The organism is Anaerofilum hominis, assembly GCF_014287275.1.
Taxonomy (GTDB): Bacteria; Bacillota; Clostridia; order Oscillospirales; family Ruminococcaceae; genus Pygmaiobacter; species Pygmaiobacter hominis.
In genome coordinates this window covers 762,583-785,741 of sequence record NZ_JACONZ010000002.1, presented here as the reverse complement: position 1 = coordinate 785,741, position 23,159 = coordinate 762,583, and the positions used below count along the sequence as shown (strand labels likewise).

The window sequence follows — 23,159 nt, the reverse complement described above, 5'->3', positions numbered from 1 at the left end:
CGCTTGCGTCCTTTTGTGAATTACTTTAAAGGAATTTTTTATTTTTACGAGCAGGTTTCTTCCTGCTCTAAGGGTTCCTTCAAGCTTCTTCCTATATTGTTTAATTTTCAAGGTCCTGTGCCGCTTTTTGGGCGGCCCCGCAGGCTTTTCGGTTGTCCGTGTTTCCTGCGGCTTAGTTATAATACCACACTCCCAAAGCGAAAGTCAACACCTTTTTTCAGTTTTTTTACTATTTTTTGCTTGCAAACAGAAGCTTCGGCAAACCGCCCTAAATCCATCTTCCCTTTTTGTGTTTTTTACATTTTGCGGGCACTTTTTTCAACAGTTTTCCACTTTTTCCACGCGCTTCCCCGCCGCCGGGGTCTCGGGGGATCTTTTCTCCGTTTCTTCCTCCTCTGCGCTGTCCACAAACCGGTATCCCACCCCCACCTCGGTGAGGATATAGCGCGGGTTCGCGGTGTCCCGCTCGATCTTGCGCCGGATGCCCGCCATAAAGACCCGCAGCCTCTGGTTGCTCTCATCGTCGCTGTAGCCCCACACCTCGCGATTGATATAGGTGTGGGTGAGGACCTTGCCGGGGTTTTGCACCAGCAGCACCAGCAGACGGTATTCGATGGGAGTAAAGTGGATCTCGCGCCCGTCCACCGACACCCTGTGCCGCTGGAAGTCCAGCGCCAGACCGTCCTTTTCAAACACGTCGCTGCGGGCGATCTGCGGCCGGGTGCGGCGCAGGTTGGCCCGGATGCGCGCCTGCACCTCGCCCAGGGTAAAGGGCTTGGTGACATAGTCGTCCGCCCCGGCGTCCAGCGCCTCGATCTTGTCTTTCTCCTGTCCGCGGGCGGACACCACCAGCACCGGGGTGTCCTGCCGCTGCCGGATGCGGGCCAGCAGTTCCACACCGTCGTAGTCAGGCAGGCCCAGGTCCAGCAGGATCAGGTCGGGGTTATTGGCCCGCGCCAGGGTATACCCCCCGGTGGCGGTGTCCGCAAGGTCGCAGGTATAGCCGATCTTCCGCAGCGACATCTCCAGCAGCCGCTGGATGCCGGGGTCGTCCTCCACGATCAGGATATGCGGCGCCTCACGCATGGGCACTCTCCTCCTTTTCTTTCAGGGGCAGCGTAAAAAAGAATCCCGCGCCCCCCTGCGCATTGTTTTCCGCCCGGATGGCGCCCCCATGCGCCTGTACGATGGCGGCACAGACCATCAGCCCCAGGCCCATGCCCCGCTTGCCGTCCGCAGTGGCGGACTGCTCGGACACAAAGCTCTCGAAAATATGGTCCAGCAGCGCGGGGGGGACACCCCCGCCGTCGTCTTCCACTGCAAAAAGCGCGTCCTCGCCCAGCCGCGAAACGGTCAGCCGCACGGCGGTGTCGGGCCGGGTATGGCAAAAAGCGTTGTCCAGCAGGTTGCACAGCACCTGCCGGATCAGCAGGCCGTCCATCGGCACGGTGAGCAGCTCATCCGGCAGATGCACCTGTACCTGGCGCCCGCCGCGCAGGCTGCGGGTGCGCTCCAGCGCGTCCGCCACCACGTCGTCCACGACCTCCGGCACCTTTTTGACCAGCAGCCGCCCCTCCTGGATGCGGGTGAGATGCAGCAGATTGGTCACCATATTGTTCATCCAGACCGCATCGCGGTCCACGTCCCGCATCAGACCGTACAGCTCGTCCCGGCTGATCGTGGCGGCGTTGCGGGCCACATAGTCCACGGTGCCCGCAATGCCGGTGAGCGGGGTGCGCAGGTCGTGGGAGATGCTGCGCAAAAAGCTGCTGCGCATCTTTTCTTTTTCCACCTCAAGCCGGATCCTCTCGCCCTCCGCCGAGAGCTTTTCCCGCTCCAGAGAAAGGGAGAGCTGGGTGACCGCGGCCTTGAGATAGGACCGGTCCGCCTCGCCAAGTTTCCGCCCTCCCAGGCGGAGGGCCGCGACCCCCAGCAGCCTCTCCCCGCCCATCAAAGGCAGGTTTTCCCATCCGGGAGCGCCGGGGCAGGCCTGCGGCGTCCCCGTCTGCCACTCCTCAAAGCAGCGGTACACCCAGGGAGCGTTTTCCGCCTCGCCGCTTTTGCTGCAGCTGCCAAACCGCAGCGGCGGCCGCAGGCCTCCGTCCCCGCCCGTCAGGTAGACCGTGCACTCGGCCCCCACCAGCTCAAAAATGCCCGTCTGGCCCTGGCGCACCACCGCCTCCTCCCCGCGCCGCACCAGATAACCCTGCCCGGTGCGGGCCAGCAGGTCTGCGCGGCGGGCGCTTTCCTCCGCCTGCCAGGCCCGGTGCTGCAGCTGGGTGGTGAGCGCGCCGGCCACCAGGCTGACCATCAGGTAGAAGAGGATGGTCAGCAGGTCGTCGGCACGGGTGATCTCAAAGCTGCCCACGGGCGGCAGAAAAAGCAGATTATACAGCACCGCACAGCAGATGGCCGCGCCCATGCCGTACAGGTTGCTGCCGGTGACGGCACACACCAGCAGCACGCAGAGCAGATAGAGCAGAGCGATGTTCACGTTGTTGATGGCCAGCACAGCGGACAGCAGCGTGGCGGCCCCGAGCAGCAGCAGCGTGGCGGCCACTTTATAGAGCGCCGAGGAGCGGACAAGTGCCGTGAGTCTCTGCATAACAGACGGCCTCCCTTCTCCCCGCCGCGCCGGGCGGGGACCTGATCTCACACTTCCCTGTTATCATACCATATCCGCGCAAAAACCCCAACCTCCGCGCCCCGGGACAAACAAAAACGGAGCGAAAAGCAGCCCTGTGCGCCGCTTTCCGCCCCGTTTTTTTCTTCTGTTTCGCGTCTGCTCAATCGGTCAGCAGGCCCCGCAGCATTGCCAACAGCTTGCGCTCCCGCCGGGAGATCTGCACCTGGGTGGTGCCCAGCCGCTTTGCCGTCTCGCTCTGCGTCTTGCCCTCATAAAAGCGGCAGCGGATCAGCAGGCGGTCCCGCTCGTCCAGGCGGCGCAGCGTCTCGCGCAGCGCCAGGGTCTCGGCGATCTTCTCCTCGTCGCTGTTCACCGGGATGTCGAACTGGGACGGGCTGTCCTCATCCTGCACTGGGGTGAGCGAGAGCACCGGCATGGCCGCGCTGATCGCCTCCGCCACCTGCTCGGGGCTGACCTGCAGATACGCCGCAAGCTCGCCCACGGTGGGCTGGGTCCCGGTTTTTTTCTGCAGCGTGTCCCGCGCGGCGTTGATCTTCAGCGAGAGCTCTTTGAGCGAGCGGCTCACCTTGACCGAACCGCCGTCCCGGAAGAGCTTTTTGATCTCGCCCAGGATCACCGGCACCGCATAGGTGGAAAACTGCACCCCCCTCTCCTCGTCGAACGCGTCATAGGCCTTGACCAGGCCCATGCATCCGGCGGAATACAGGTCGTCGTACTCGATCCCGCGGCCGCGGAAGCGGTTGGCGCAGGCATGCACCAGCCCCAGGTTGTTCTCGATGAATTCGTCGCGGCTGCACTGTTTGAGCGGCATAGGCTAACACCTTCTGGCAATGGTTTTCCCCATGGTCACGACGGTGCCCTTGCCGGGCGTGGAGCGGACCCGCAGCGTGTCCATAAAGGTTTGCATCACCGTGAACCCGAGGCCGGCCCGCTCTGCGCCGCCGGTGGTGGACATGGGCTGCATGGCGGCCTGCACGTCCGCGATCCCCACGCCCTTATCCGCGATGCGCAAACGCACCCGGCCGTCCTCAAAGATGCTCACGGTTATGTACACATTGCCGATGGTGCCGGGATAGGCATGCACGATGCAGTTTGTGACCGCCTCGCTGACTGCGGTCTTGATATCCGCCAGCTCGTCCACCGTGGGGTCGAGCTGGGCCACAAAGGCCGCCACCGCCCCGCGCGCGAACGCCTCGTTGCTGCTGCGGCTGGGAAAGGTGATCTTGGTCTGATTGATGGGCTTCATACGTTTGCGCTCCCTTCCAGCGTGATGATGCTGCCGATGCCGGACAGCCTGAGCATTTTTGCGATCTGCGCGCTGACCCCCTGCACCGCCAGCACGCCCCCGGTATCCTGCAAAAGCCGGTACCTGCCCAGGATCAGGCCGATGCCCGAAGAGTCCATAAAGCCCACGCCGCCAAAATCCAGCACCACCCGCTCGGGGGAGGCGGCCAGGATGCGCGCGTCGATCTGTTCCCGCAGCCTGCCCGCCGCGTGGTGATCGATCTCACCTGAGAGATAGACCGCCAGCACCGTGCCGCTCTGTTCCAGTCTGCATTCCGCCAATTTTTTCACTTCCCTGTCTTTTTTCCCTCTCTTTCCGCGGCCGGGGGCCATCCCGCCGCCCCTGTCGCCGCGGCCGTCCCTGAAAAACAAAAAAATCCCTTATCCCGGACAGTCCCGGCAAAAACTTCCGCCGGGGCGTGTCCGCGGGGATGGTTTGTCCATCACCTAGGATAAGGGATTTGCCCTGAACATTCTGTCACAGGCTGTCGAGGCCGCCGGAGAGTTTTCCCTCGCCGCAGAGCAGCCGCCGCGCCTCTCCCGCCAGATAGAACGAGCCACAGACGCAAAAGCCCCGGCCCCGCTTTTGGGCCAGTGCCAGCGCCTGTGCAAGGCTGCCGCAGGCCTCCACCCTGGGAAAATGCTCCGACGCGGCCGCGGCCAGCAGGTCGGCGCTCACCGCGCGCGGCGTGTCCGGCGCAGCGGTGTACACCTGGTCAAAACAGCCCTCCAGCGCTTTCAGCACCGCTTGGGCGTCTTTGCCTTTCAGCATCCCCAGCACGCCGGTGATCGGCGGCGTTTTGGTGCCTTTCAGCAGCGCGGCAAGGGCGGCGGCGCTGTCCGGGTTATGGGCGCCGTCCAGCAGCACCGGCGGGTGCAGGGACAGCACCTCGGCCCTGGCGGGCAGGGAGGCCTGTTCCAGCCCGGCGAGGATCGCCTCGTCGGGGATATCGTAGCCCTGGTCGCAGAGGCCGAGGGCCGCCTCGATCGCAACGGCGCAGTTGGCGGCCTGATGGCTGCCGTGCAGCCGCAGGCGCACCGCGTATCCGCCGTAGTCCACGTGGTTCTCGCGCAGGGTCTCCCAAAGCAGCTTTACATCCTGCGGCTCGGGCAGCCGCAGGGGAACGCCCAGTTCTTTACAGCGGCGGGCGATGACGGCGGCCGCCCCCGGCCGCTGGCCCGGATAACTCACCGCCACACAGCCGGGCTTGAGGATGCCGCACTTTTCCTCCGCGATGGCCTCCACCGTGCCGCCCAGCAGCTCGGTGTGGTCGAGCCCGATGCGGGTAAGGCAGGCCACTTTGGTGCTGCGGATGACATTGGTGGCGTCCCGTCCGCCGCCCAGCCCCGCTTCCAGACAGACCAGTTCGCACCCCTGCTGCAGAAAGCACAAAAACCCCACCGCTGTCACCAGCTCGAACTCCGTGGCGTAAACGCCTTCCTTTTCCAGCTGCCCGGCGGCGGCCCGCGCCTGTTCCGCCGCCTCGCCCAGCACGCCGGCGGGCAAAGGCGCGCCGTCCACCGTGATGCGCTCGCCGAACTCCTCCACAAACGGTGAGACGAAGAGCCCCGTCCGGATGCCCGCCTCCCGCAGGATCGAGGCCAGCATTGCCGCCACGCTTCCCTTGCCGTTGGTCCCCGCGATATGCACAAACGCCAGCCGGTCCTGCGGGTCCCCCAACAGGGCCATCAGCCGCCGCATGGCGTCCGGGTCTTTTTTCTCCCCCAGTCTCCTGCGGCCATGCAGCCACTCGATCGCCTCCTGATCGGTCATGGTCTGTTCCTCCTCCTGGTCGAAAACTCAGCTTTCTCTATCAGCATAGCAGCAAAGGGACCACAGGGCAAGGCCCGGCGGTCCCTTTGCTGATCGATCTTTTCAGCCCGCGCCGCTTTGAGAAACAGCGATGGTCTGGCCCCGGCGCAGGCGGCGGCCCCGCCGGGAGGCGTTTTGCTCCGGCCCCCGTGCGCCCGACCGAGGCCGCCGTGGGGCGTAGCCGTCAGCGTGCGCGCCCCGCGGCGGCTCAGAGGAGTCTGCCGTTCACCCCAGCGCCTGGATGGCAGCCTGGATATGGGCTTTTTTGTCCTCAGCCCGGGCCAGCTGGGCGCGCACGTTTTCCACCACCTGGGCGGGCGCCTTGGCGATAAAGCCCTGATTGTTCAGCTTGCCGCTTGCGGAGGCGATCTCTTTCTCGCAGCCCGCCAGCTCTTTTTCCAGGCGGGCCAGCTCTTTCTCCCGGTCCACCAGCTCCATCATGGGGATGAAAGCGCGGGCCTTGTCGGTGGCCACCTGCACGCTGCCGGAGGCGTCGCCGCTGAACGCGCTGCCGATCTCGATCTCGCTGGCAGCGGCAAACTTTTCCAGGTAAGCGCGGCCGGTCTCAAAATCCGCCGGGCTGTCGGTCTGGATGAAGATACGGGTCTTTTTGGCCGGGTGCACCCCCATCTCGGCGCGCACGGCCCGCACCGCCTTGATGAGCGCCACCAGATTGGTGAAGCCCTCTTCGTCCTGCGGGAAGCAGAGCTCCTCCCGCCAGACGGGCCAGGCGGAGATCATGATGCTCTCGCCGCTGCCGGGCAGGGCGCGGTAGATCTCTTCGGTGATGAACGGCATAAACGGGTGCAGCAGTTTCAGCGCCTCGCGCAGCACATACACCAGCACACGGCGCGCGCTGCGGGCCTGTTCCTCGTCCTCGCCGTACAGGCGCAGTTTTGCGATCTCGATATACCAGTCGCAGTAAACGTCCCAGATAAAATCATAAATTTTCTGCGCGGCCAGGCCCAGCTCAAACTTTTCGATATTGTCGGTGACCTCTTTCACCAGCGTGTTCAGGCTGGAGAGCACCCAGCGGTCGGACAGGTCCAGCTCTTCCGGCAGGCCGGGCTCCAGTTCGCCCTTGAGGTTCATCAGCACGAAACGGGCGGCGTTCCACAGCTTGTTGGCGAAGTTGCGGCTGGCCTTGACCTTCTCTTCGCTGTAGCGGGTGTCGTTGCCCGGCGTGGAGCCGGTGACCAGCGTGAACCGCAGCGCGTCGGCGCCGTACTGGGCGATGACCTCCAGCGGGTCGATGCCGTTGCCCAGGGATTTGGACATTTTGCGGCCCTGGGCGTCCCGCACCAGGCCGTGGATGAGCACGGTGTCAAAGGGCGTCTCGCCGGTGTGCTCCAGCCCGGAGAACACCATGCGCACCACCCAGAAAAAGATGATGTCATAGCCGGTGACCAGCGTGTTGGTGGGATAGAAATATTTGAAATCCGCAGCCTCGGTGTCCGGCCAGCCCAGGGTGGAGAAAGGCCAGAGCGCGGAGGAGAACCAGGTGTCCAGGGTATCCTCATCCTGGTGCAGATGGGTGCAGCCGCACTTGGGGCATTTGTCCGGCATGGCTTTTGCCGTCACATACTCGCCGCACTCGTCGCAGTAATAGACCGGGATGCGGTGGCCCCACCACAGCTGACGCGAGATGCACCAGTCCTTGATATTCTCCAGCCAATGGTAATAGGTCTTGTCGAACCGCTCGGGCACAAATTTCAACTTGCCGCTGCGGCACGCCTCAATGGCCGGCTTTGCCAGCGGCTCCATTTTGACGAACCACTGTTTGGAGATCATCGGCTCCACCGTGGTGTGGCAGCGGTAGCAGGTGCCCACGTCGTGGCGCAGCGGCTCGGTCTCTTTCAGATATCCGCCGGCGCTGAGATCGGCCAGGATGGCCTTGCGGGCCTCTTTGGCCGTCATGCCGGCGTATTTGCCGCAGTCCAGCACCTCCGGCTCGTCCGCCGCCGCCCTGCCGCCGGCGATCAGCTCGTCGGCGGCGGCCTTGTCGGCGGGCCCGGTCATGCGGCCGTCGTAGGTAAAGACGCGCACCAGCGGCAGGCCGTGGCGCTTGCCCACCTCGTAGTCGTTGGGGTCGTGGGCGGGGGTGATCTTCACCACGCCGGTCCCCTTTTCCATATCCGCGTGGTCGTCGCAGACGATGGGGATCTCTTTGTTGAGCAGCGGGAGGATGACATGGCAGCCGTGCAGGTGCTGATAGCGCGGGTCCGCCCCGTTGATGGCCACCGCGGTGTCCCCCAGCATGGTCTCGGGCCGGGTGGTGGCCAGCTCCAGCTGTTCGCCCGTCTCCTTGACGGTGTAGAGCAGATGCCAGAAGCTGCCCTCCTGCTCCTCATATTCCACCTCGGCATCGGAGATGGAGGTCATGCAGCAGGGGCACCAGTTCACCAGCCGGTTGCCGCGGTAGATCAGGCCCTTGTCGTGCAGCCGGATAAAGACCTCCTTGACCGCCTCGCTGCAGCCCTCGTCCATGGTGAACCGCTCCCGGTCCCAATCGCAGCTGGAACCCAGCTTTTTCAGCTGTTCCACAATGCGGCCGCCGTATTTTTCTTTCCACGCCCAGGCGCGCTCCAGGAAGCCGTCCCTGCCCAGGCTCTCCTTGGTGAGGCCTTCCTCCCGCATGGCGGCCACGATCTTGGCCTCGGTGGCGATAGAGGCGTGGTCGGTGCCCGGCAGCCAGAGCGCGGAATAGCCCTGCATCCGCTTGGTGCGGATGAGGATATCCTGCAGCGTCTCGTCCATGGCGTGTCCCATGTGCAGCTGGCCGGTGATGTTGGGGGGCGGGATGACGATGGTGTAGGGTCTCTTCTCCGGGTCGCGTTCGGCGTGAAAATACTTGTGTTCCAGCCAGAAGCGGTAGGTGCTGTCCTCCACCTGGGAAGGGTCGTATTGCTTGTCCAGCTCTCTCATCTGTTCTCTCCCTTTCTTTTGCTTGGTGTGCGCTGCCCGGGGGGACAAATAAAAAATCCCATACGGCAAACGCCGTATGGGACGGAAAGCTCCGCGGTACCACCCACATTGCCGCGCTTGAAAGTGCGGCCGCTCAAAACTCCTTAACGCGGAAAACGTGCGCGGCTAATGGCCCGAAAGCGTTCACCCGCCTGCTCCGGAGCGACCGCCGCGGCTGCTCCCCACCTGCTCGCACCCACCGCAGGCTCTCTTCAGGGAAGCGGGCCCCAGCCCTCTCCTTCACTGCATTTTCTGTTTTTGATTTTATCCGCTTTGGGCGGGATTGTCAAGACGGGAAAGCGGGCGGCCACGCAAACCCCAGCAGATCATAGGCGGAAACGCCGCAGGCTGCTGAAAACCCCGCGGCAAGCAGCTCATTCAGATAGTGATAGTGCAGCCTCACGCCCGCAAAGCGGATGTCCTGCGGCGGAAAACCCAGCCAGAAGCTGCGCGCATTGCCGATGTTCCACAAGAAGTCCTGCTTTAGGACCGTCTGCCCCACCACAGCGGGATGGGCGGTGGCTGTCTCCCAGCAAAGAGCATAGAGTACCAGCAGCGCTGCCAGCAGCAGCGCGTTCCCCCAGCGCGGACGCCACTGCCGCAGCGCGCTGGCCGTCCGCCGGGCATCCGCGCGGAAAAGGAAAAAGCCGATCAGAGCAACCGCCGGCGGCACTGCCCGCAGCGGCCATACCAGGCCGAAGCGGGCGCAGACACAGGTGAGCGCAGCAAAAAAGCCGCTGCCCAGCAGCAGAGTCAGGGGCAGATCAAACCCCTCCGGCAGACGGGTCAGGCGCCTGAGCGCAAACAGAAGCGCGCAGCCGGGCAGGAGGATGCAGACCCCGGCCCCCAGCAGCAGCGCCGGAAAGGCCTGCCAGGCACACCCGCCCGCCGCGGCCACGTCCCATACCACGGCCGCCGCGGGCAGCAGTGGCAGCCATGCGGCCCATTTTCCCTTTTCTCCGCTGATCTGTTTTTCCATTTTCACACCCTGCCTGCGTCACACGCCGCTGCCGCAGCCCTTTCCGCCCAGTTTTCCGCCTCTTTTCCGGGCCCCCGCCCGGCCCGCAAAAGTGTTTTTATCCTGTGCTAAGTATAGTGGAAATCCCTTTCTGTTTCAAGCCGCGCCCGGACGGCCCGCTGCGGAGACAGCCCCGGGGACGTTTTTCATCCCCGGGGCTGCCGGCATTTGTTTTTTCTGTTTTTCAGATCACGAACAGGCCGTCGCGGAAGATCTCCACCTCGCGGCCGACAGCGTCCCGCGCCGTGCAGCGCATGTCGCGGCTGCCGAACATGAAATCCACATGCAGCATCGAGGTGTTCAAACCGCGGGCGATGAGCGCCTCTTTGCTGCGGTCGCCCCCCGGGATCACATCCACATAGCCTGCGCCCAGCGCCAGATGGCAGGAGGCGTTCTCGTCGAACAGCGTGTCGTAGAACAGCACGCCCAGCTGGTTGATGGGCGAGTCAAAGGGCACCAGCGCCACCTCGCCCAGGCGCCGGGTGCCGCCGTCGGTGTCCAGAATACCCGCCAGCACCTCCGCGCCCTGGCCGCAGCGCCAGTCCACCACCTCCCCGTCCCGGAAGGTGAGGCAGAAGTCGTCGATGACGCTGCCGCCGTAGACCAGCGGCAGGGTATTGTACACCACGCCGTTCACCTTGTCCCTGTGCGGGGTGGTGAGGATCTCCTCCGTGGGGATATTGGGGGCAAAGACGATGCCGTCCGGCTCGGGGCAGTGGCAGATGCCGCCCGCAAACACCGCGCCGTCGCAGAGCTCCAGCGTCAGGTCGGTGCCCTTGCCGTTCTGAAAATGCAGGCTGCGCACCCCCAGGGCGTTGATCTTGCGCACGTTGCGCTGCATCTCCTCCACATGGGCGTCCCAGCCCGCCTCGGCGCTCTCCCCGCTCACATAGCAGCAGCGGTAGACCGCCTGCCACAGGGCCTCCAGCGCCTCGGCCTCCCCCATCTGGGGAAAGACCTTTTTCGCCCAGCGGCAGTTGGGCACAGGCACGCCGCTCCAGGCAAGGTCATTGGACATTTTTTTCAGCCGCAGGCCCTCCAGCGGGGCGCTGACCGCCTTTTTCCACAGCGAGAGCCGGGCCGGGTCCACCCCGGCCATGCCGTCGGGGTCGCCGGAATCCAGCCTCAGGAAACAGGCGTTTTTCTCGCCGTACAGGGTCTGGCTCTCCACCTGCCAGCGGGGGATATCGCAGAGGGTCTCCTCGTCCGCGTACTGCAGCCGCAGCCGGTCGGCGTCGGGGTCGGCGTAATGGGTCACCACATCCCGGGCCCCCAGCCGAAAGGCCTCCTCGGTGAGCAGGCGCACGAATCCGCTGGTCCAGACCGGGGCGTCGATCACCAGGATCTGCCCCGGCTGCAGGCTGACCCCGCGGGTCAGCACCAGCCGCGCATAGTTTTGACGGATATCGGACATGTCATCGCTCCTTTCCGCGGCGGGGGTCATCGCGCATAGGGGCAGGCCACAAAGTGGCCCGCCGACAGTTGGCGCAGCTCCATCCGGCCGGCGATGCAGCCCTCGCAGGCATATTTGCAGCGCGGGGCAAACCGGCAGCCCGGGGCCGGATCAATGGGCGAGCTCACCTCGCCCTGAATGGTCTCCAGCTGCTTGCCGCGCCGGGTGATGTCAATCACCGGGATCGCCGCCAGCAGCGCCTGGGTATAGGGGTGGGCCGGGTGGGCGAACAGCTCCTGCGTCGGGGCATACTCCACGCACTGGCCCAGGTACATGACCGCGATGTGGCTGGAGATGTGCTTGACCACGCTCAGGTCATGGGTGATAAACATATAGGACAGGCCTTTTTCGTCCTGCAGGTCCATCAGCAGGTTGAGGATCTGGGCCTGGATCGAGACGTCCAGCGCGGACACCGGCTCGTCGCAGACGATAAAGCGGGGGTCGGTGGCCAGCGCGCGGGCCACCCCGATGCGCTGACGGCGGCCGCCGTCCAGCTCGTGCGGGTAGCTGTTCATCAGCCGGGGCGCCAGGCCCACGGTCTCCATCAGCTGCGCCACACGGTCGTTCATCTCCGCCCTGCTGCGGCAGCGCTTTGCCACGATCAGCGGCTCGGCGATGATCTCCGCCACCGACAGGCGGGGGTTCAGGGACGCATAGGGGTCCTGAAAGATCATCTGCAGCTCCTGACGGGCCTGAAACATGCGCTGCTTGTTAAAGCGGGTGATGTCCTCGCCGTTATACAGCACCTTGCCCGCCGTGGGTTCCAGCAGGCGCAGCACCGTGCGCCCCAGCGTGGACTTGCCGCAGCCGGACTCGCCCACGACCCCCAGCGTCTGGCCCGCCTCAATGGTCAGGCTCACATCGTCCACGGCGTGCAGCTGGCCCGCCGGGGTGGAAAAATATTTTTTCAGGTTCTGGATCTCAAGCAATGGGGCCGCCATCTCACCGCACCTCCTCTTCCATCCGGTGGCACCGGATCATGTGGCCGTTTCGCAGATACTGCGCGGGGGCCTCGGCCCTGCACCGCTCGGTACAGTGCGGGCAGCGGGGATGGAACCTGCAGCCCTCCGGCAGCGCGGTGGGGTCTGGCATCAGGCCGTCGATGGGCGAGAGCCTCTTTGCCGACGCGTTGAGGCCGGGCAGCGAGCCGAACAGCCCCTCGGTATAGGGGTGATGGCGGCTGCCCAGAAAAATGTCCTCCGCCCGGCCGTACTCCACCACCTCGCCGGCATACATCACCGCCACCTTGTCGCAGGTCTGGCTGACCACGCCCAAGTCGTGGGTGATCAGCAGCATCGAGGTGTCCAGCTTGGTCTTCAGGTCGTTCATCATCTGCAGCACCTGCGCCTGGATGGTCACGTCCAGCGCGGTGGTGGGCTCGTCGGCGATCAGCAGCCGCGGCTCCAGCGCCAGCGCGATGGCGATGACCACCCGCTGCTTCATGCCGCCGGAGAACTGATGCGGATACTCCCGTTTGCGGGCCGCCGGGATGCCCACCATCTCCAGCATTTCGTCCACTTTTTTTGCCTGTTCCGCCCGGGACATGTCCGGCCGGTGCAGCTTGAGGGCTTCCAATATCTGGTCCCCCACCCGGATGACCGGGTTGAGGCTGGTCATCGGGTCCTGAAAGATCATCGAGATGCTCTCGCCCCGGATCAGCCGCATCTCCGCCTCGGTCCGGGCCAGCAGGTCCTGCCCCTCAAAGCGGATCTCGCCCCCTTTGACCTCGCCGATCCGCTTGGGCAGCAGCCGCATGATCGAGAGGGCCGTGGTGGTCTTGCCCGCGCCGGTCTCCCCGACCAGCCCCAGCGTCTCGCCCTTGTCCAGGCTCAGCGTGATGCCGTTCAGGGCGTGCACGTCGTCCTCGTCGGTGTGATATTCCACCACGAGGTCTTTGATCTCCAGCAATGCTTCACTCATGGCGCGCCTCCTTAATTCTTCAGCCGCGGGTCAAGGGCGTCGCGCAGCCCGTCGCCCAGCAGGTTGAGGGACATGACGGCCAGCGCGATGGCCGCGCCGGGGAAGATCACCAGATAGGGATCGTTGCGGATCACGTCCCGCCCCTCGTACAGCATCGTGCCCCACTCGGGCGCCGGCGGCTGGATGCCCAGCCCCATAAAGCTCAAAGACGAGATGATCAGGATGGCCGCACCCATGGTGAGGGTGGCCTCCACGATGATGGGCCCGATGGCGTTGGGGATGATGTGCCGCAGAATGATGCGGGCGTTGCCGGTGCCGCAGGCCCTGGCCGCCTCTACAAACTCCTGTCCCTTGATGGAGAGGATGGTGGAGCGGATGACCCGGGCGAAAACCGGCACATAGGCGATGGCCAGGGCGATAAGCAGGTTGACCATGCTCTGCCCCAGCGCGGCCACGATGGAGATGGACATCAGCATCGGCGGGATGGCCAGCAGGATATCCATCAGCCGCATCAGCACGTCGTCCACCCTGCCGCCGTAATAACCCGCCACCGCGCCGATGCAGGAGCCGATGGCCACCGCCACCGTCATGGCGATGATGCTCAGCGACAGCGACAGGCGGCTGCCGTGGATGATGCGGGCCAGCACGTCCCGCCCGAACTGGTCGGTGCCGAACCAGTGACTGCCCGAGGGGCCCTGCAGCCGCTCGGCCATGTTCTGGCCGATGACCGCCGTGTCGTAATCGGCCAGCAGGTCGGCGCAGACGGCGATCAAAATCATGGCGGTGAGGATCACCAGCCCGAGCATGGCCAGCTTGTTCTTTTTCAGCCGGCGCCACACGGCGGAAAACTGGCTGCGCTTTTTATAGGTCTGTTTTGTTTTCACCGTGTCCTCACCCCTTTGCATATTGTGATTTGACCCGCGGGTCGATAAAAGCGTAAATGATGTCCACCAGCAGGTTCACCAGGCTGTAGGCAATGGTCACAAACATGACCGCCGCCATCACCACCGGGGTGTCTTTCATGCGGATGGCGGTGATCAGCAGGGTGCCCAGGCCCGGCAGCGAAAAGACCGACTCGATGACCACAGTGCCGCCCAGCAGATAGCCGAAATCCACGCCGATGACCGTGACGATGGGCAGCAGCGCATTGCGCAGCGCATGGTTGAGCACCACCGACCGCTCCGCCGCGCCCTTGGCCCGCGCGGTGCGCACATAGTCCTGCCGGATGGCCTCCAGCATGGTGGAGCGCGTCATGCGGATCAGGGTCGCCATCGTGGCGGTGGACAGGGTGACGGCGGGCAGTATGTAGCTTTGCCAGCTGGCCGCGCCCGTGGCAGGCAGCACCCGCAGGTTGAGGGCAAACTCAAGCTGCAGCAGCAGGCCCATGACAAAGCTGGGGATAGAGGCGAACAGCATGGCGGTGACCATGCTCACCCCGTCCACAAGCGAATACTGGCGCACGGCCGAGATCACCCCCACCGGCACGCCGATCAGGGTGGCGATGAACATGGCGGCGGTCGCCAGCTTGAGGGTGGTGGGGAAGCGGGTCAAAATCTCCTCAAACACCGGCAGGCTGGTCTGATAGGACTTGCCGAAGTCCCCCTGCACCGCGCCTTTCCAGAAATTGAAATAGCGGACAAAGAACGGCTGGTCCAGGCCCAGCTCCGCCTCCAGCTTCGCCACCTGCTCGGGGCTGGCGGATTGGCCCAGGATCATCTGGGCCGCGTTGCCGGGCGTCAGGTTCATGATGGTAAAAACGATGAGGGAGATGCCCAGCACCACCAGCACCATCATGCCCAGACGCTTGAGGATATACTTGCTCATCAGCATCGGCTCCCTTAAAGGATTTTGTGAGACGGAGGAAAGGGGCGGAGGCTGCCCTCCGCCCCTTTCCTGCTGCTGCGGGCCTTACGCCCCGCGGGGAATTTATTCAAAGTAGAAATCCTTGAACATGTACACGCCCAGCGGGCTGGGCTCCACGCCTTTCAGGCCCGCGCTGGTGGTGATGGTGGTCTGCTGATAGACCAGCGGCAGCTGATAGGCGTGCTCGAGGATGTTGGCGCAGACAGCGTCGTAGGCCGCAACCTTGTCGCTGTCGCTGGCAGCGGCGGCCGCGTCCAGCAGGCCGGACAGCTCGTCGGTGGTGACATGGGTGATGTTGCCGGTGCCGCCGTAGCAATCCTTGTGGAACTGGCTGTACATGACCGAGTAGGCGTCCAGGAACATCGAGAACCAGGAGCCGATGGTGAGCTGATAATCGCCGTTGGTGTAAACCTTGTCGGTCCAGGCGCCGCCCTCCATGATGTCGATGGTCACGTCGATGCCCACCTCGCCCAGCTGGGACTTGATGATCTGGGCCACTTTCTGGTTGGTGTTGTCCTCTTTCAGGCAGAGGGTCAGGGAGAGGCCGTTCTCATAGCCGGCCTCTTTCAGCAGGGTCCGGGCCTGTTCGGGGTCATAGACGCTGCCCGGGGTGGAGGCGGAATAACCCGCGCAGACGGTGGGCACCGGGGAATTGGCCGCAGTGCCCAGCCCCTCCAGCGCGCCGGCGATGATGTCGTCCTTGTTGACGGCGGCGAAGATGGCCTGGCGCACCTTCTCGTTGGAGAGGATCTCGTCTTCCACGTTCATATTCAGGCTGAGCACGCTGGCCGCATCGCAGCTGTACAGCTTGAGGTCCGGGTTTCCCTCAATGGTGGGGATGTCGCTGGGGTTGACGTTCAGGAAAGCGTCGATCTCCCCCGCCTCCAGGGCGATCATGCCGGTATTCTTGTCCGTGATGGGGCGCAGGGTGACGGTCTTGATGGCGGGCGCGCCGGCGAAATAGTCCTCGTTCGCCTCCAGCGTGATGTGATCGCCCGAGACCCACTCGGCCAGCTTGTAGGCGCCGGTGCCCATGGGCGCGCGCTTGAGCCCCTCGTCGCCTTTCTCTTCGCAGTAAGCCTTGCTCATGATGGAAAAGAAAGGAGAGGCCAGAGAACCCATCATGCCGTTGAACGGCGCGTTCAGGGTCATCACGACGGTGTTCTCGTCCACGGCCTCGACGCTCTCGATATAGCGCGCCATATCCGCGGCCCAGCCGGCATCGATGGTGCGCTGGATGGAGAACGCGATGTCCTCGGTGGTGAGGGTGGTGCCGTCCTGGAACTTGACCTCTTTGTTGAGGATGATGGTATAGGTGAGACCGTCCTCCGAGACCTGCACGTCATCACACAGGTAGGGCACATAATTGCCGCTGCCGTCCGGCGCGGTGAGGGTGTCGTACAGCGCATAGGTGACGGTAAAGGTGTTCATGCTGGCGATGTTCATCGGGTCCAGGGTGCTGGGCTCGGCGCTCATGCCGTAGACCATCGAGGTGCGGGGGCCGTCGCCGCCCGCAGCCGCGCTGCTGCTGCCGCCGTTACCGCCGCAGGCCGCCATGGAAAACGCCATCACAGCAGCCAGCAGCAATGCCAGAACTTTTTTCATTTTCTTCTCCCCTTGTATCAAATCTGGATTCCTTTTCCAAAACGCGCCTCTGGGCGCGCTCTCCGCCCCCCCGGCCCGGCGGCTGCGCCGCGGCGGGACCTGAAAAGGCAGATGCAAACAGATACCATTTTAGCAACAAAAAATTTTGTTTGTCAATATGTCCAGGGCCGAAAAGCTGCAAAAATTTTCATTTTTCGCAAATAAAGCGCTTTTTTATGCAAAAAACCGGCCCCCAAAAGGGGCCGGCCGCTGCTTTTGCAAAAAAGATTGCGCTGAAAGGGCCGCGCTCAGCCCAGGCTGACGCCCATGCTGCGCGCCAGGTCCAGCATGGGGCAGTCGGCGGGCACCAGCTTGCTTTTGCCCGCGATCTCGGCCAGGGGGTTGTCCGTCACGACGCTGTTCACCATCGCCACCGCCACGCCGTACCTGTCCTCGGCCACCAGTTTGGCCGCATAGGCCCCAAACTGGGTGGCCAGGACCCGGTCGTAAGCGGAGGGGGTGCCGCCGCGCTGCATATGCCCGGGCACACACACCCGGGTCTCAAAGCCGGTGATGCGCTCGATGTCGGCGGCGATGCGGTTGGTCGCCGTCTTGACGCCGGCCGCGGCGCGGGCGGCGGCCCGCTCTTTCTTTTTCATCTTCGCTTCCGCGACGTCGTAAGCCCCCTCGGCCACGGCGAGGATGGAGAAAGTGCGGCCATTTGCGTTGCGCTTTTCAATGGCCTTGATGACCTTGTCCATATCATAGGGCAGCTCGGGGATCAGGATGATGTCGGCGCCGCCGGCGATGCCGCTGTAAAGGGTCAGCCAGCCCGCCTTGTTGCCCATCAGCTCGATGACCATGACCCGGCGATGGCTGGAGGCGGTGGTGTGGATGCGGTCGATGACCTCGGTGGCGATATCCACCGCCGTGTGGAAGCCGAACGTCACATCGGTGCCCCAGATGTCGTTGTCGATGGTCTTGGGCAGGCCGATGATGTTCAGCCCCTCCTCCGCCAGCAGGTTCGCCGTCTTGTGGGTGCCGTTGCCCCCAAGGCACAACAGACAGTCCAGCTTGGCCTTTTTATAGGTCTTTTTCATCTCGGCCACCTTGTCCACCTGGTCGTCCTCGATGACCTGCATCATTTTGAACGGGGTGCGCTTGGTGCCCAGGATGGTGCCGCCCTGGGTGAGGATGCCGGAAAAATCGCTCTGCTTCATCTCATGCCAGTCGCCGGTGATCAGGCCGGAATAGCCGTCCCGCACCCCGACGATCTCCACGTCCGCCCCAAAGCGCTCGTACAGCGCCTTGGCGGCGCCGCGGATGGTCGCGTTCAGGCCGGGGCAGTCCCCGCCGGAAGTCAAGATGCCCACGCGTTTTGTCATTTGTCGTCCCTCCCGTAGCTTCTCCCGCCGGCCGGCCCTCAGACGCCCGGCAAAGGCGGCGGTGTTTTGATCTTCTACTTAAAAGAGTATTCTTTCCCGCGGGGTTTGTCAATATAAGTCTGCCCCGCGCCGTCCGCCCAGGGGCAGAGAAAAAAACAATGATTTTTTTGTTTTTGAGGTGTTGACAAACGGTGGGTCGTTGGATATAATAATTAAGCACGTTGCGGAATTGTGTAATGGTAGCACGACAGACTCTGACTCTGTTTGTGAGGGTTCGAATCCTTCTTCCGCAACCACAAAGGCAGCAGTTGAATCTCTGCTGCCCTTTTGTTTCGGGGTATAGCGCAGCTGGTAGCGCGCTTGGTTCGGGACCAAGAGGCCGGGAGTTCAAGTCTCCCTACTCCGACCAGCAGAAATCCGCCGCTCTCTGAAGAGAACGGCGGATTTTTTTATCCTCCTTTGCCGCAGGCCGGGCGGCGGAGTTTCTCCGCCCGCGCCTCACCGCGCCAGAAGTTCTTTTTTAAAAGCGGTCCGCCGGTCCCCGGGGGCTGCTGCTGCGCTCTTCTTCCTCTAAAAAGAAAAGCAGCGCGCCCCGGCCTCCCTGCGGCCAGAACAAATGCTCCAAAACGTAATCCCGCGCCGCGTCCGCCAGATGTTCGGCTGCAAGTTCCTCTTGCCCAAACCTCTCTGCCAGCTTTTGGGCAAGCTCCCGCTGGGCAAAAAATAGCCCCGTGGTCTCACCGCTCCGTGCACGGATGCCGAACGCCTTGCCGTCCGGGCGCGCGACGATCGAAAATCGCTGTTGATCTGTTGTCATGACTGATCCTCCTATTGCCGTCGGCGGCGACGGCGTGATCGCGCGGCGCAAAGCCGTGCCTTTCCCATCATAAGCAGTTTCCATTATTTGTCAACCGAAAGGCAGGTTTTATGCAAAAAAAACGCAATATTTTACCGTACACGGATAATTGTCAGAAAGAAGAGCCGCTTTCCGTGGGACAGAAGCTCGATTATCTCAAGCGCCGTGACCAGCTCACCGTCAAGGAGCTCTCGCGGCGTTCGGGTGTCCCCGCCGGCACGCTGAACAAACTTTTGTGCGGCGTCACCCACCACCCCTCCATGCAGACCGTGGAGCGTCTGGCGGAGACTTTCCAGGTGCCGCTGCTTTATTTCAGCGACGACTTTGAAAAAGCGCGCCCCGCCTGTGAAAGCGCTGCGGCCGCCCACCGCAGCTCTCCGACCTCCCTCACGCTGCAGGAGCTGCGCCTCCTTCGGCTGTACCGTCGCGGCGCCCCGCGGGAAAAGAAGATCATCGAGGGCTTTCTGGAAAGTCTGGACCACTTTTACCGCACGCCTCCCTGTGGCGACGATGCCCTCACCCTGCCCTGCTATGTGCCCGCACATCTGGGCGCGCACGGGGTGGCCGCAGACGGCATGACGGTACATACCATTCAGGTGCGCGCGGACAGGACCGCACAGCAGGCGGATTTTGCCGCGCTTCTCTATGGCGTCTCTATGGAGCCGGCCTATACGCGGGGGGCCATCCTGGCGGTGCAGCGGGCGCAGGCGCACCATGACCAGGCCGGTATTTTTGTCCTCAACGGCGAGGGCTATATCCGTCTTTACTTTGACCACCGCGGTGTGCGGCGTCTGGACGCCCTCAACCGGGCCGTGCCCAATATCCCTGTGCGCCCTGGAGATGACCTGCGCTGCCTCGGAACTGTGATCGGGGCGCTGACGCGGGTGCGTCCGGCCGAGTCGGGCTGTCTTTAAAACGCCGCGGCAAAACTTTCTGTATTTCCCATCCCAGCGGCAGGTCCCTCTGCCGCTCTGCGTTCCGCCGCCTCTGCGGCGACTGCCTCCCTCCGACGCCCGTCTGTTGCCGCTCCCGCTGCGGCCGACAGGGGGAGGACAGACCGCTGTGAGCCCTGTGCAAAGGCAGAAAAACGCGCAGGCGCGTCCCGGCGTCATCGACTTGTATGCCGGGCCTGCGGCGTGACGGGCGTTTCGGCCTGTGGCAGGCCGCGGGTCTGACCGGAACACCCCGCCGCCCGGTCAGGCCTGGCCCGCTCCCCGGTAAACCGTGGCGGGAAGCAGCTGTTGCCCATGCCTTGGTGCGCACCGATCTTCCGGTCTGCAGCGCACCAGAACGGAAAGCAGTGTGCGCGGCCGGCGCTTTTATCCCCGCGGCGGCCCCTGCGGGAAAACCGCGCTGCACGCTTTCCATCACTGAAGCCTTTGGGGCAATCCCGGCCGCCGGGACCTCATTCCATAAAACAGCCCCCGGCAAAGCCGGGGGCTGTTTTACTTGCAGGCAAAGTTCCAGAGTACCGTACCCACAGCGCGCCGCGTCGGCACTGCCTGCCATCTGCGGGAGAGCGTCCGCCGGCCGCCCGAAAATGGGCTCATTAGAATCTCTCTATTGCAGGCTGTCCATCTGCCTTATCTTCTTTAAACCGATGTCCACTCTGTTCTTCTATTTTCTTTGCATTTTTCTCGAAAGTGTTCCAGAGTGTTCCCGCTCCCGGTACAGGGCCGCCGATGATGGGAACAGGTCCCGGTCTCCTGCCGGTGTGCGCGGCGCAAAAAGCCCCGGAGGCGGTCAGACTCAGACGGCAGCCCCAACCGGGTCCTACCGCCTGCTATGCTTTTTATTGCCTCGCGATAAAAACATCTTATTTCTATGCCTTCGCCCTCGCCGCTCACGCGCCAGTCGGGCGGATGGCCGAAAAAATAGCCTCCGGCTATTTTTTATTGCTCCGCAACAAAAAACATCTTATTCTCATTCGCCGTGGCCTGAGGACAGGCCACATGGCTACTAAAAAATAGCCTCCGGCTATTTTTTATAAAACCCCCGTCCGATTTTTACAGTTCTTTCAGCGTTACCCGCGCTTTCATCTCTTCGATCTCCTCCAGCCGCGGCGGCTGGGTGCCGGGGCGCAACACCTTGGCGGTAGCCGCGGCCACCGCCTGCCGGGCCAGCTCGGAAAGCGTCTGCCCGTCCTGCGGCTCCCACTGCTCCGGCCGGTGCGCCAGCCAGCGTGCCAGCACCGCCGTCATCGTGTCCCCTGCGCCCACCGTGCTGGCGGCGCGCACACGGGGCGCTGCGGCCAGCACGGCAAAGCGGCGCGCTGCAAAAAGCGCCCCGTCCGCCCCCAGGCTGACCGCTGCCAGGCCGGTGCGTCCTTGCAGCAGTGCCCGCGCCGCCGCAAGCAGCGCTTCCCCCTGCAGGGCCGCGCCGCCACAAAGGTATTCCAGCTCCTCCCGGTTGGGCTTGACGATCTCCGGCTCGCCCGCAAGACCCAGCCGCAGCGCCTCCCGCGAGGCGTCCAGCACCACCCGCGCGCCGCAGCCGCGGCAGCACCCGGCGGCCCGGGCGTACCAGTCGGCGGGTGCGCCGGGCGGCAGACTTCCCGCCAGCACCGCCACTGCGCCCGGCGGCAGCTGCCGCAGCTGCGCTTCCAGAGCTTCCAAAGCCCCGGCATCTGCCCGCGGGCCCAATTCGTTGAATTCCGTGGTGACGCCGGCCGACCGGTCCACGATCTTGGTGTTGACCCGGCAGGGGGCGGGCAGGCGCACAAACCCGGCCCGCACCCCTTCTTGCCGCAAGGTCTCTTCCAGCTGGTCGCCCGGGCCGCCCCCCAGCAAGCCCAAAGCGCAGGTGCCGCCGCCCATGGCGCGCAGCACCCGGCTGACGTTGACCCCTTTTCCGCCCGCGTCTCCCCGCACGGCGCCCAACAGGTGGGTGCCGCCCTGCACCAGCCTTTCCACCTCCGCCGTGCGGTCCCACGCCGGGTTGAGGGTAACGGTATAGACCATCTCCCCGCTCATCTCTCCACCCCTGTCCTCATCTTTTCTCGCCGCAGCGCCGCGGCCGGGCCGGCGCCCCCTACGGCTTCCTGCCGCAGCGCTCTTCCCCAGCGGGGCCCGCCGGCAACGCGCTGCTTCCGTCTCCATTCTACCTTTCCGTCAAAGCCGATGCAAGTGCCGCGGCCCTTTCTCCCGCACTTTTGGGGGCTTGCAATTGAGAGGCCAAACCTTTACAATAGAAAATCAGTACGGCAGCCGCCCTCAGGGGACGGCGAAATACTGAAAATCAAGGACTTAGGATGGTGGGATACAATGGCAGAATTCAAATATGAGATCGTGGAGAGGATCGCGGTGCTCTCCCAGAGCCCCAACGGCTGGGAGCGCCAGCTGAACCTGGTGAGCTGGAACGAGCGCGAGCCCAAATACGACATCCGCGACTGGGCGCCGGACGGCAGCAAGATGGGCAAGGGCATCTCCCTGTCCCACGACGAGCTGGCGATCCTCAAAGGCATCCTCGCCGAGATGGAAATCTGAGCATGGGATATCAGGAAGATTTTATCAGCGCGTTCAGCGAGCACATCCATCGCGACGGGGCCGAGGCCCTGCTCGCCTGGATGCAGACCACGGATTTTTTCACGGCGCCCGCAAGCACCCGCTTTCACGGCGCCTGCGAGGGTGGGCTGGTCATGCACAGCCTGAACGTCTATCAGGTGCTGTGCAGCCGCTTTTACACCGAGGGCGAAAACCCGGAGAGTTACGCGATCTGCGGCCTGCTGCACGACCTGTGCAAGGCAAACTTTTACAAGCCCGGTTTCCGCAATGTCAAAAACGATGAGACCAACACCTGGGAGCGTGTGCCCACCTATTCGGTGGCCGACGCGTTCCCCTATGGGCACGGTGAAAAGAGCGTGTACCTGATCGAGCGTTTCCTGCGGCTCAAACCGGCCGAGGCAATGGCGATCCGCTGGCATATGGGCGGCTTTGACGACTCGGCGCGGGGCGGCAGTTTTGCCATCAGCGAGGCCTACCGCGCCTATCCGCTGGCGGTCAAGCTGCATCTGGCCGATCTGGAGGCCACTTATCTGGTCGAAAAGGGCACCAGCGCGGTCAATCGCAGATAAGCGATCCAAAAAGAGAGGAGACCTCCGGGTCCCCTCTCTTTTTTGCTTTTTCCATTGCCCCGCGTTCCCGCAGGGGCGCTCTGCGCCGTTTCTCTCAAAGGGACCTCCGGGGCGACGCTTCCGCTTTCCGCCCCGCCCGGCGGGCGCGCCGCGTGCGGTTCCCCGCGCCCGGCCGCCGCAGGACCGTCGCCGTAGGACTGCCGCCGCAGCGCGCCTTTTCAGAAACGCCGCCCCAAAAACGGTTCGCCCCCTGTCCCAAAGCGCGTCCGCGCGCCGTAGGACGCTCTGCCTCCCACTGCG

General features: G+C 63.9%; 20 protein-coding genes, 2 tRNA genes and 1 other annotated feature. Of the genes, 5 read left to right on the top strand and 17 right to left on the bottom strand.

The window, feature by feature from the left end; genetic code table 11:
- Positions 1–318: 318 nt before the first annotated feature.
- From H8S23_RS08640 to H8S23_RS08570, 15 genes are all read right to left on the bottom strand, one after another.
- Positions 319–1,086: a response regulator transcription factor gene (locus H8S23_RS08640; RefSeq protein WP_186887916.1), complete on the bottom strand. Its 768-nt coding sequence runs from the start codon at positions 1,084–1,086 to the stop codon at positions 319–321.
- Complete coding sequence (locus H8S23_RS08635; protein WP_186887915.1) at positions 1,079–2,605, bottom strand: ATP-binding protein; 1,527 nt, start codon at positions 2,603–2,605, stop codon at positions 1,079–1,081. The genes H8S23_RS08640 and H8S23_RS08635 overlap by 8 nt, the downstream gene beginning before the upstream one ends.
- Before the next feature lie 181 nt (positions 2,606–2,786).
- Positions 2,787–3,458 (bottom strand): sigma-70 family RNA polymerase sigma factor, encoded by a 672-nt coding sequence (locus tag H8S23_RS08630; RefSeq protein WP_186887914.1) that lies wholly within the window; start codon positions 3,456–3,458, stop codon positions 2,787–2,789.
- 3 nt (positions 3,459–3,461) lie between these two features.
- Complete coding sequence (spoIIAB, locus tag H8S23_RS08625; protein WP_186887913.1) at positions 3,462–3,893, bottom strand: anti-sigma F factor; 432 nt, start codon at positions 3,891–3,893, stop codon at positions 3,462–3,464.
- Complete coding sequence (locus H8S23_RS08620) at positions 3,890–4,213, bottom strand: STAS domain-containing protein (protein ID WP_243165931.1); 324 nt, start codon at positions 4,211–4,213, stop codon at positions 3,890–3,892. The genes spoIIAB and H8S23_RS08620 overlap by 4 nt, the downstream gene beginning before the upstream one ends.
- A 196-nt stretch (positions 4,214–4,409) precedes the next feature.
- Complete coding sequence (locus tag H8S23_RS08615; RefSeq protein WP_186887912.1) at positions 4,410–5,705, bottom strand: bifunctional folylpolyglutamate synthase/dihydrofolate synthase; 1,296 nt, start codon at positions 5,703–5,705, stop codon at positions 4,410–4,412.
- Between the two features lie 264 nt (positions 5,706–5,969).
- On the bottom strand, positions 5,970–8,669 hold the full coding sequence (locus tag H8S23_RS08610; RefSeq protein ID WP_186887911.1) for a valine--tRNA ligase: 2,700 nt from the start codon (positions 8,667–8,669) through the stop codon (positions 5,970–5,972).
- Between the two features lie 74 nt (positions 8,670–8,743).
- Positions 8,744–8,961, bottom strand: a binding site (T-box leader).
- A gap of 33 nt (positions 8,962–8,994) precedes the next feature.
- Entirely contained in the window at positions 8,995–9,687 is a 693-nt protein-coding gene (locus tag H8S23_RS08605; RefSeq protein ID WP_186887910.1) for a hypothetical protein, read from the bottom strand.
- 223 nt (positions 9,688–9,910) lie between these two features.
- The gene (locus tag H8S23_RS08600) at positions 9,911–11,140 is read right to left on the bottom strand and encodes an aminopeptidase (RefSeq protein WP_186887909.1); all 1,230 of its coding nucleotides are present in this window, start codon (positions 11,138–11,140) and stop codon (positions 9,911–9,913) included.
- A gap of 26 nt (positions 11,141–11,166) precedes the next feature.
- Complete coding sequence (locus H8S23_RS08595; RefSeq protein ID WP_186887908.1) at positions 11,167–12,120, bottom strand: ABC transporter ATP-binding protein; 954 nt, start codon at positions 12,118–12,120, stop codon at positions 11,167–11,169.
- A gap of 1 nt (position 12,121) precedes the next feature.
- Positions 12,122–13,099 (bottom strand): ABC transporter ATP-binding protein, encoded by a 978-nt coding sequence (locus H8S23_RS08590; protein WP_186887907.1) that lies wholly within the window; start codon positions 13,097–13,099, stop codon positions 12,122–12,124.
- A gap of 11 nt (positions 13,100–13,110) precedes the next feature.
- Complete coding sequence (locus H8S23_RS08585; protein ID WP_341479906.1) at positions 13,111–13,983, bottom strand: ABC transporter permease; 873 nt, start codon at positions 13,981–13,983, stop codon at positions 13,111–13,113.
- A gap of 7 nt (positions 13,984–13,990) precedes the next feature.
- On the bottom strand, positions 13,991–14,923 hold the full coding sequence (locus tag H8S23_RS08580; RefSeq protein WP_186887905.1) for an ABC transporter permease: 933 nt from the start codon (positions 14,921–14,923) through the stop codon (positions 13,991–13,993).
- Between the two features lie 102 nt (positions 14,924–15,025).
- A complete protein-coding gene (locus H8S23_RS08575; RefSeq protein ID WP_186887904.1) occupies positions 15,026–16,567 on the bottom strand; it encodes an ABC transporter substrate-binding protein in 1,542 nt (513 codons plus the stop codon).
- 287 nt (positions 16,568–16,854) lie between these two features.
- Complete coding sequence (locus tag H8S23_RS08570) at positions 16,855–17,931, bottom strand: 6-phosphofructokinase (protein ID WP_186887903.1); 1,077 nt, start codon at positions 17,929–17,931, stop codon at positions 16,855–16,857.
- A gap of 222 nt (positions 17,932–18,153) precedes the next feature.
- Between H8S23_RS08570 and H8S23_RS08565 the strand changes: the two genes are divergently transcribed.
- Positions 18,154–18,227: transfer RNA gene (locus H8S23_RS08565), tRNA-Gln, on the top strand.
- Positions 18,228–18,264: 37 nt separating this feature from the next.
- Positions 18,265–18,340 (top strand) — tRNA-Pro (locus tag H8S23_RS08560).
- Between the two features lie 111 nt (positions 18,341–18,451).
- Here H8S23_RS08560 and H8S23_RS08555 read toward each other — a convergent pair.
- Entirely contained in the window at positions 18,452–18,748 is a 297-nt protein-coding gene (locus H8S23_RS08555) for a hypothetical protein (protein ID WP_186887902.1), read from the bottom strand.
- A 173-nt stretch (positions 18,749–18,921) separates the two neighbouring features.
- On the opposite strand from H8S23_RS08555, the gene H8S23_RS08550 reads away from it, so the two are divergent.
- Complete coding sequence (locus H8S23_RS08550) at positions 18,922–19,701, top strand: S24 family peptidase (RefSeq protein WP_186887901.1); 780 nt, start codon at positions 18,922–18,924, stop codon at positions 19,699–19,701.
- 1,092 nt (positions 19,702–20,793) lie between these two features.
- On the opposite strand, the gene H8S23_RS08545 is transcribed toward H8S23_RS08550, so the two are convergent.
- Positions 20,794–21,759, bottom strand: a complete 966-nt coding sequence (locus tag H8S23_RS08545; protein WP_186887900.1) for a 1-phosphofructokinase family hexose kinase — start codon at positions 21,757–21,759, stop codon at positions 20,794–20,796.
- A 291-nt stretch (positions 21,760–22,050) separates the two neighbouring features.
- Between H8S23_RS08545 and H8S23_RS08540 the strand changes: the two genes are divergently transcribed.
- Entirely contained in the window at positions 22,051–22,272 is a 222-nt protein-coding gene (locus H8S23_RS08540) for a YdbC family protein (RefSeq protein WP_186887899.1), read from the top strand.
- 2 nt (positions 22,273–22,274) lie between these two features.
- Entirely contained in the window at positions 22,275–22,859 is a 585-nt protein-coding gene (locus H8S23_RS08535) for a hydrolase (RefSeq protein WP_186887898.1), read from the top strand.
- The last annotated feature ends 300 nt before the right edge of the window (positions 22,860–23,159 follow it).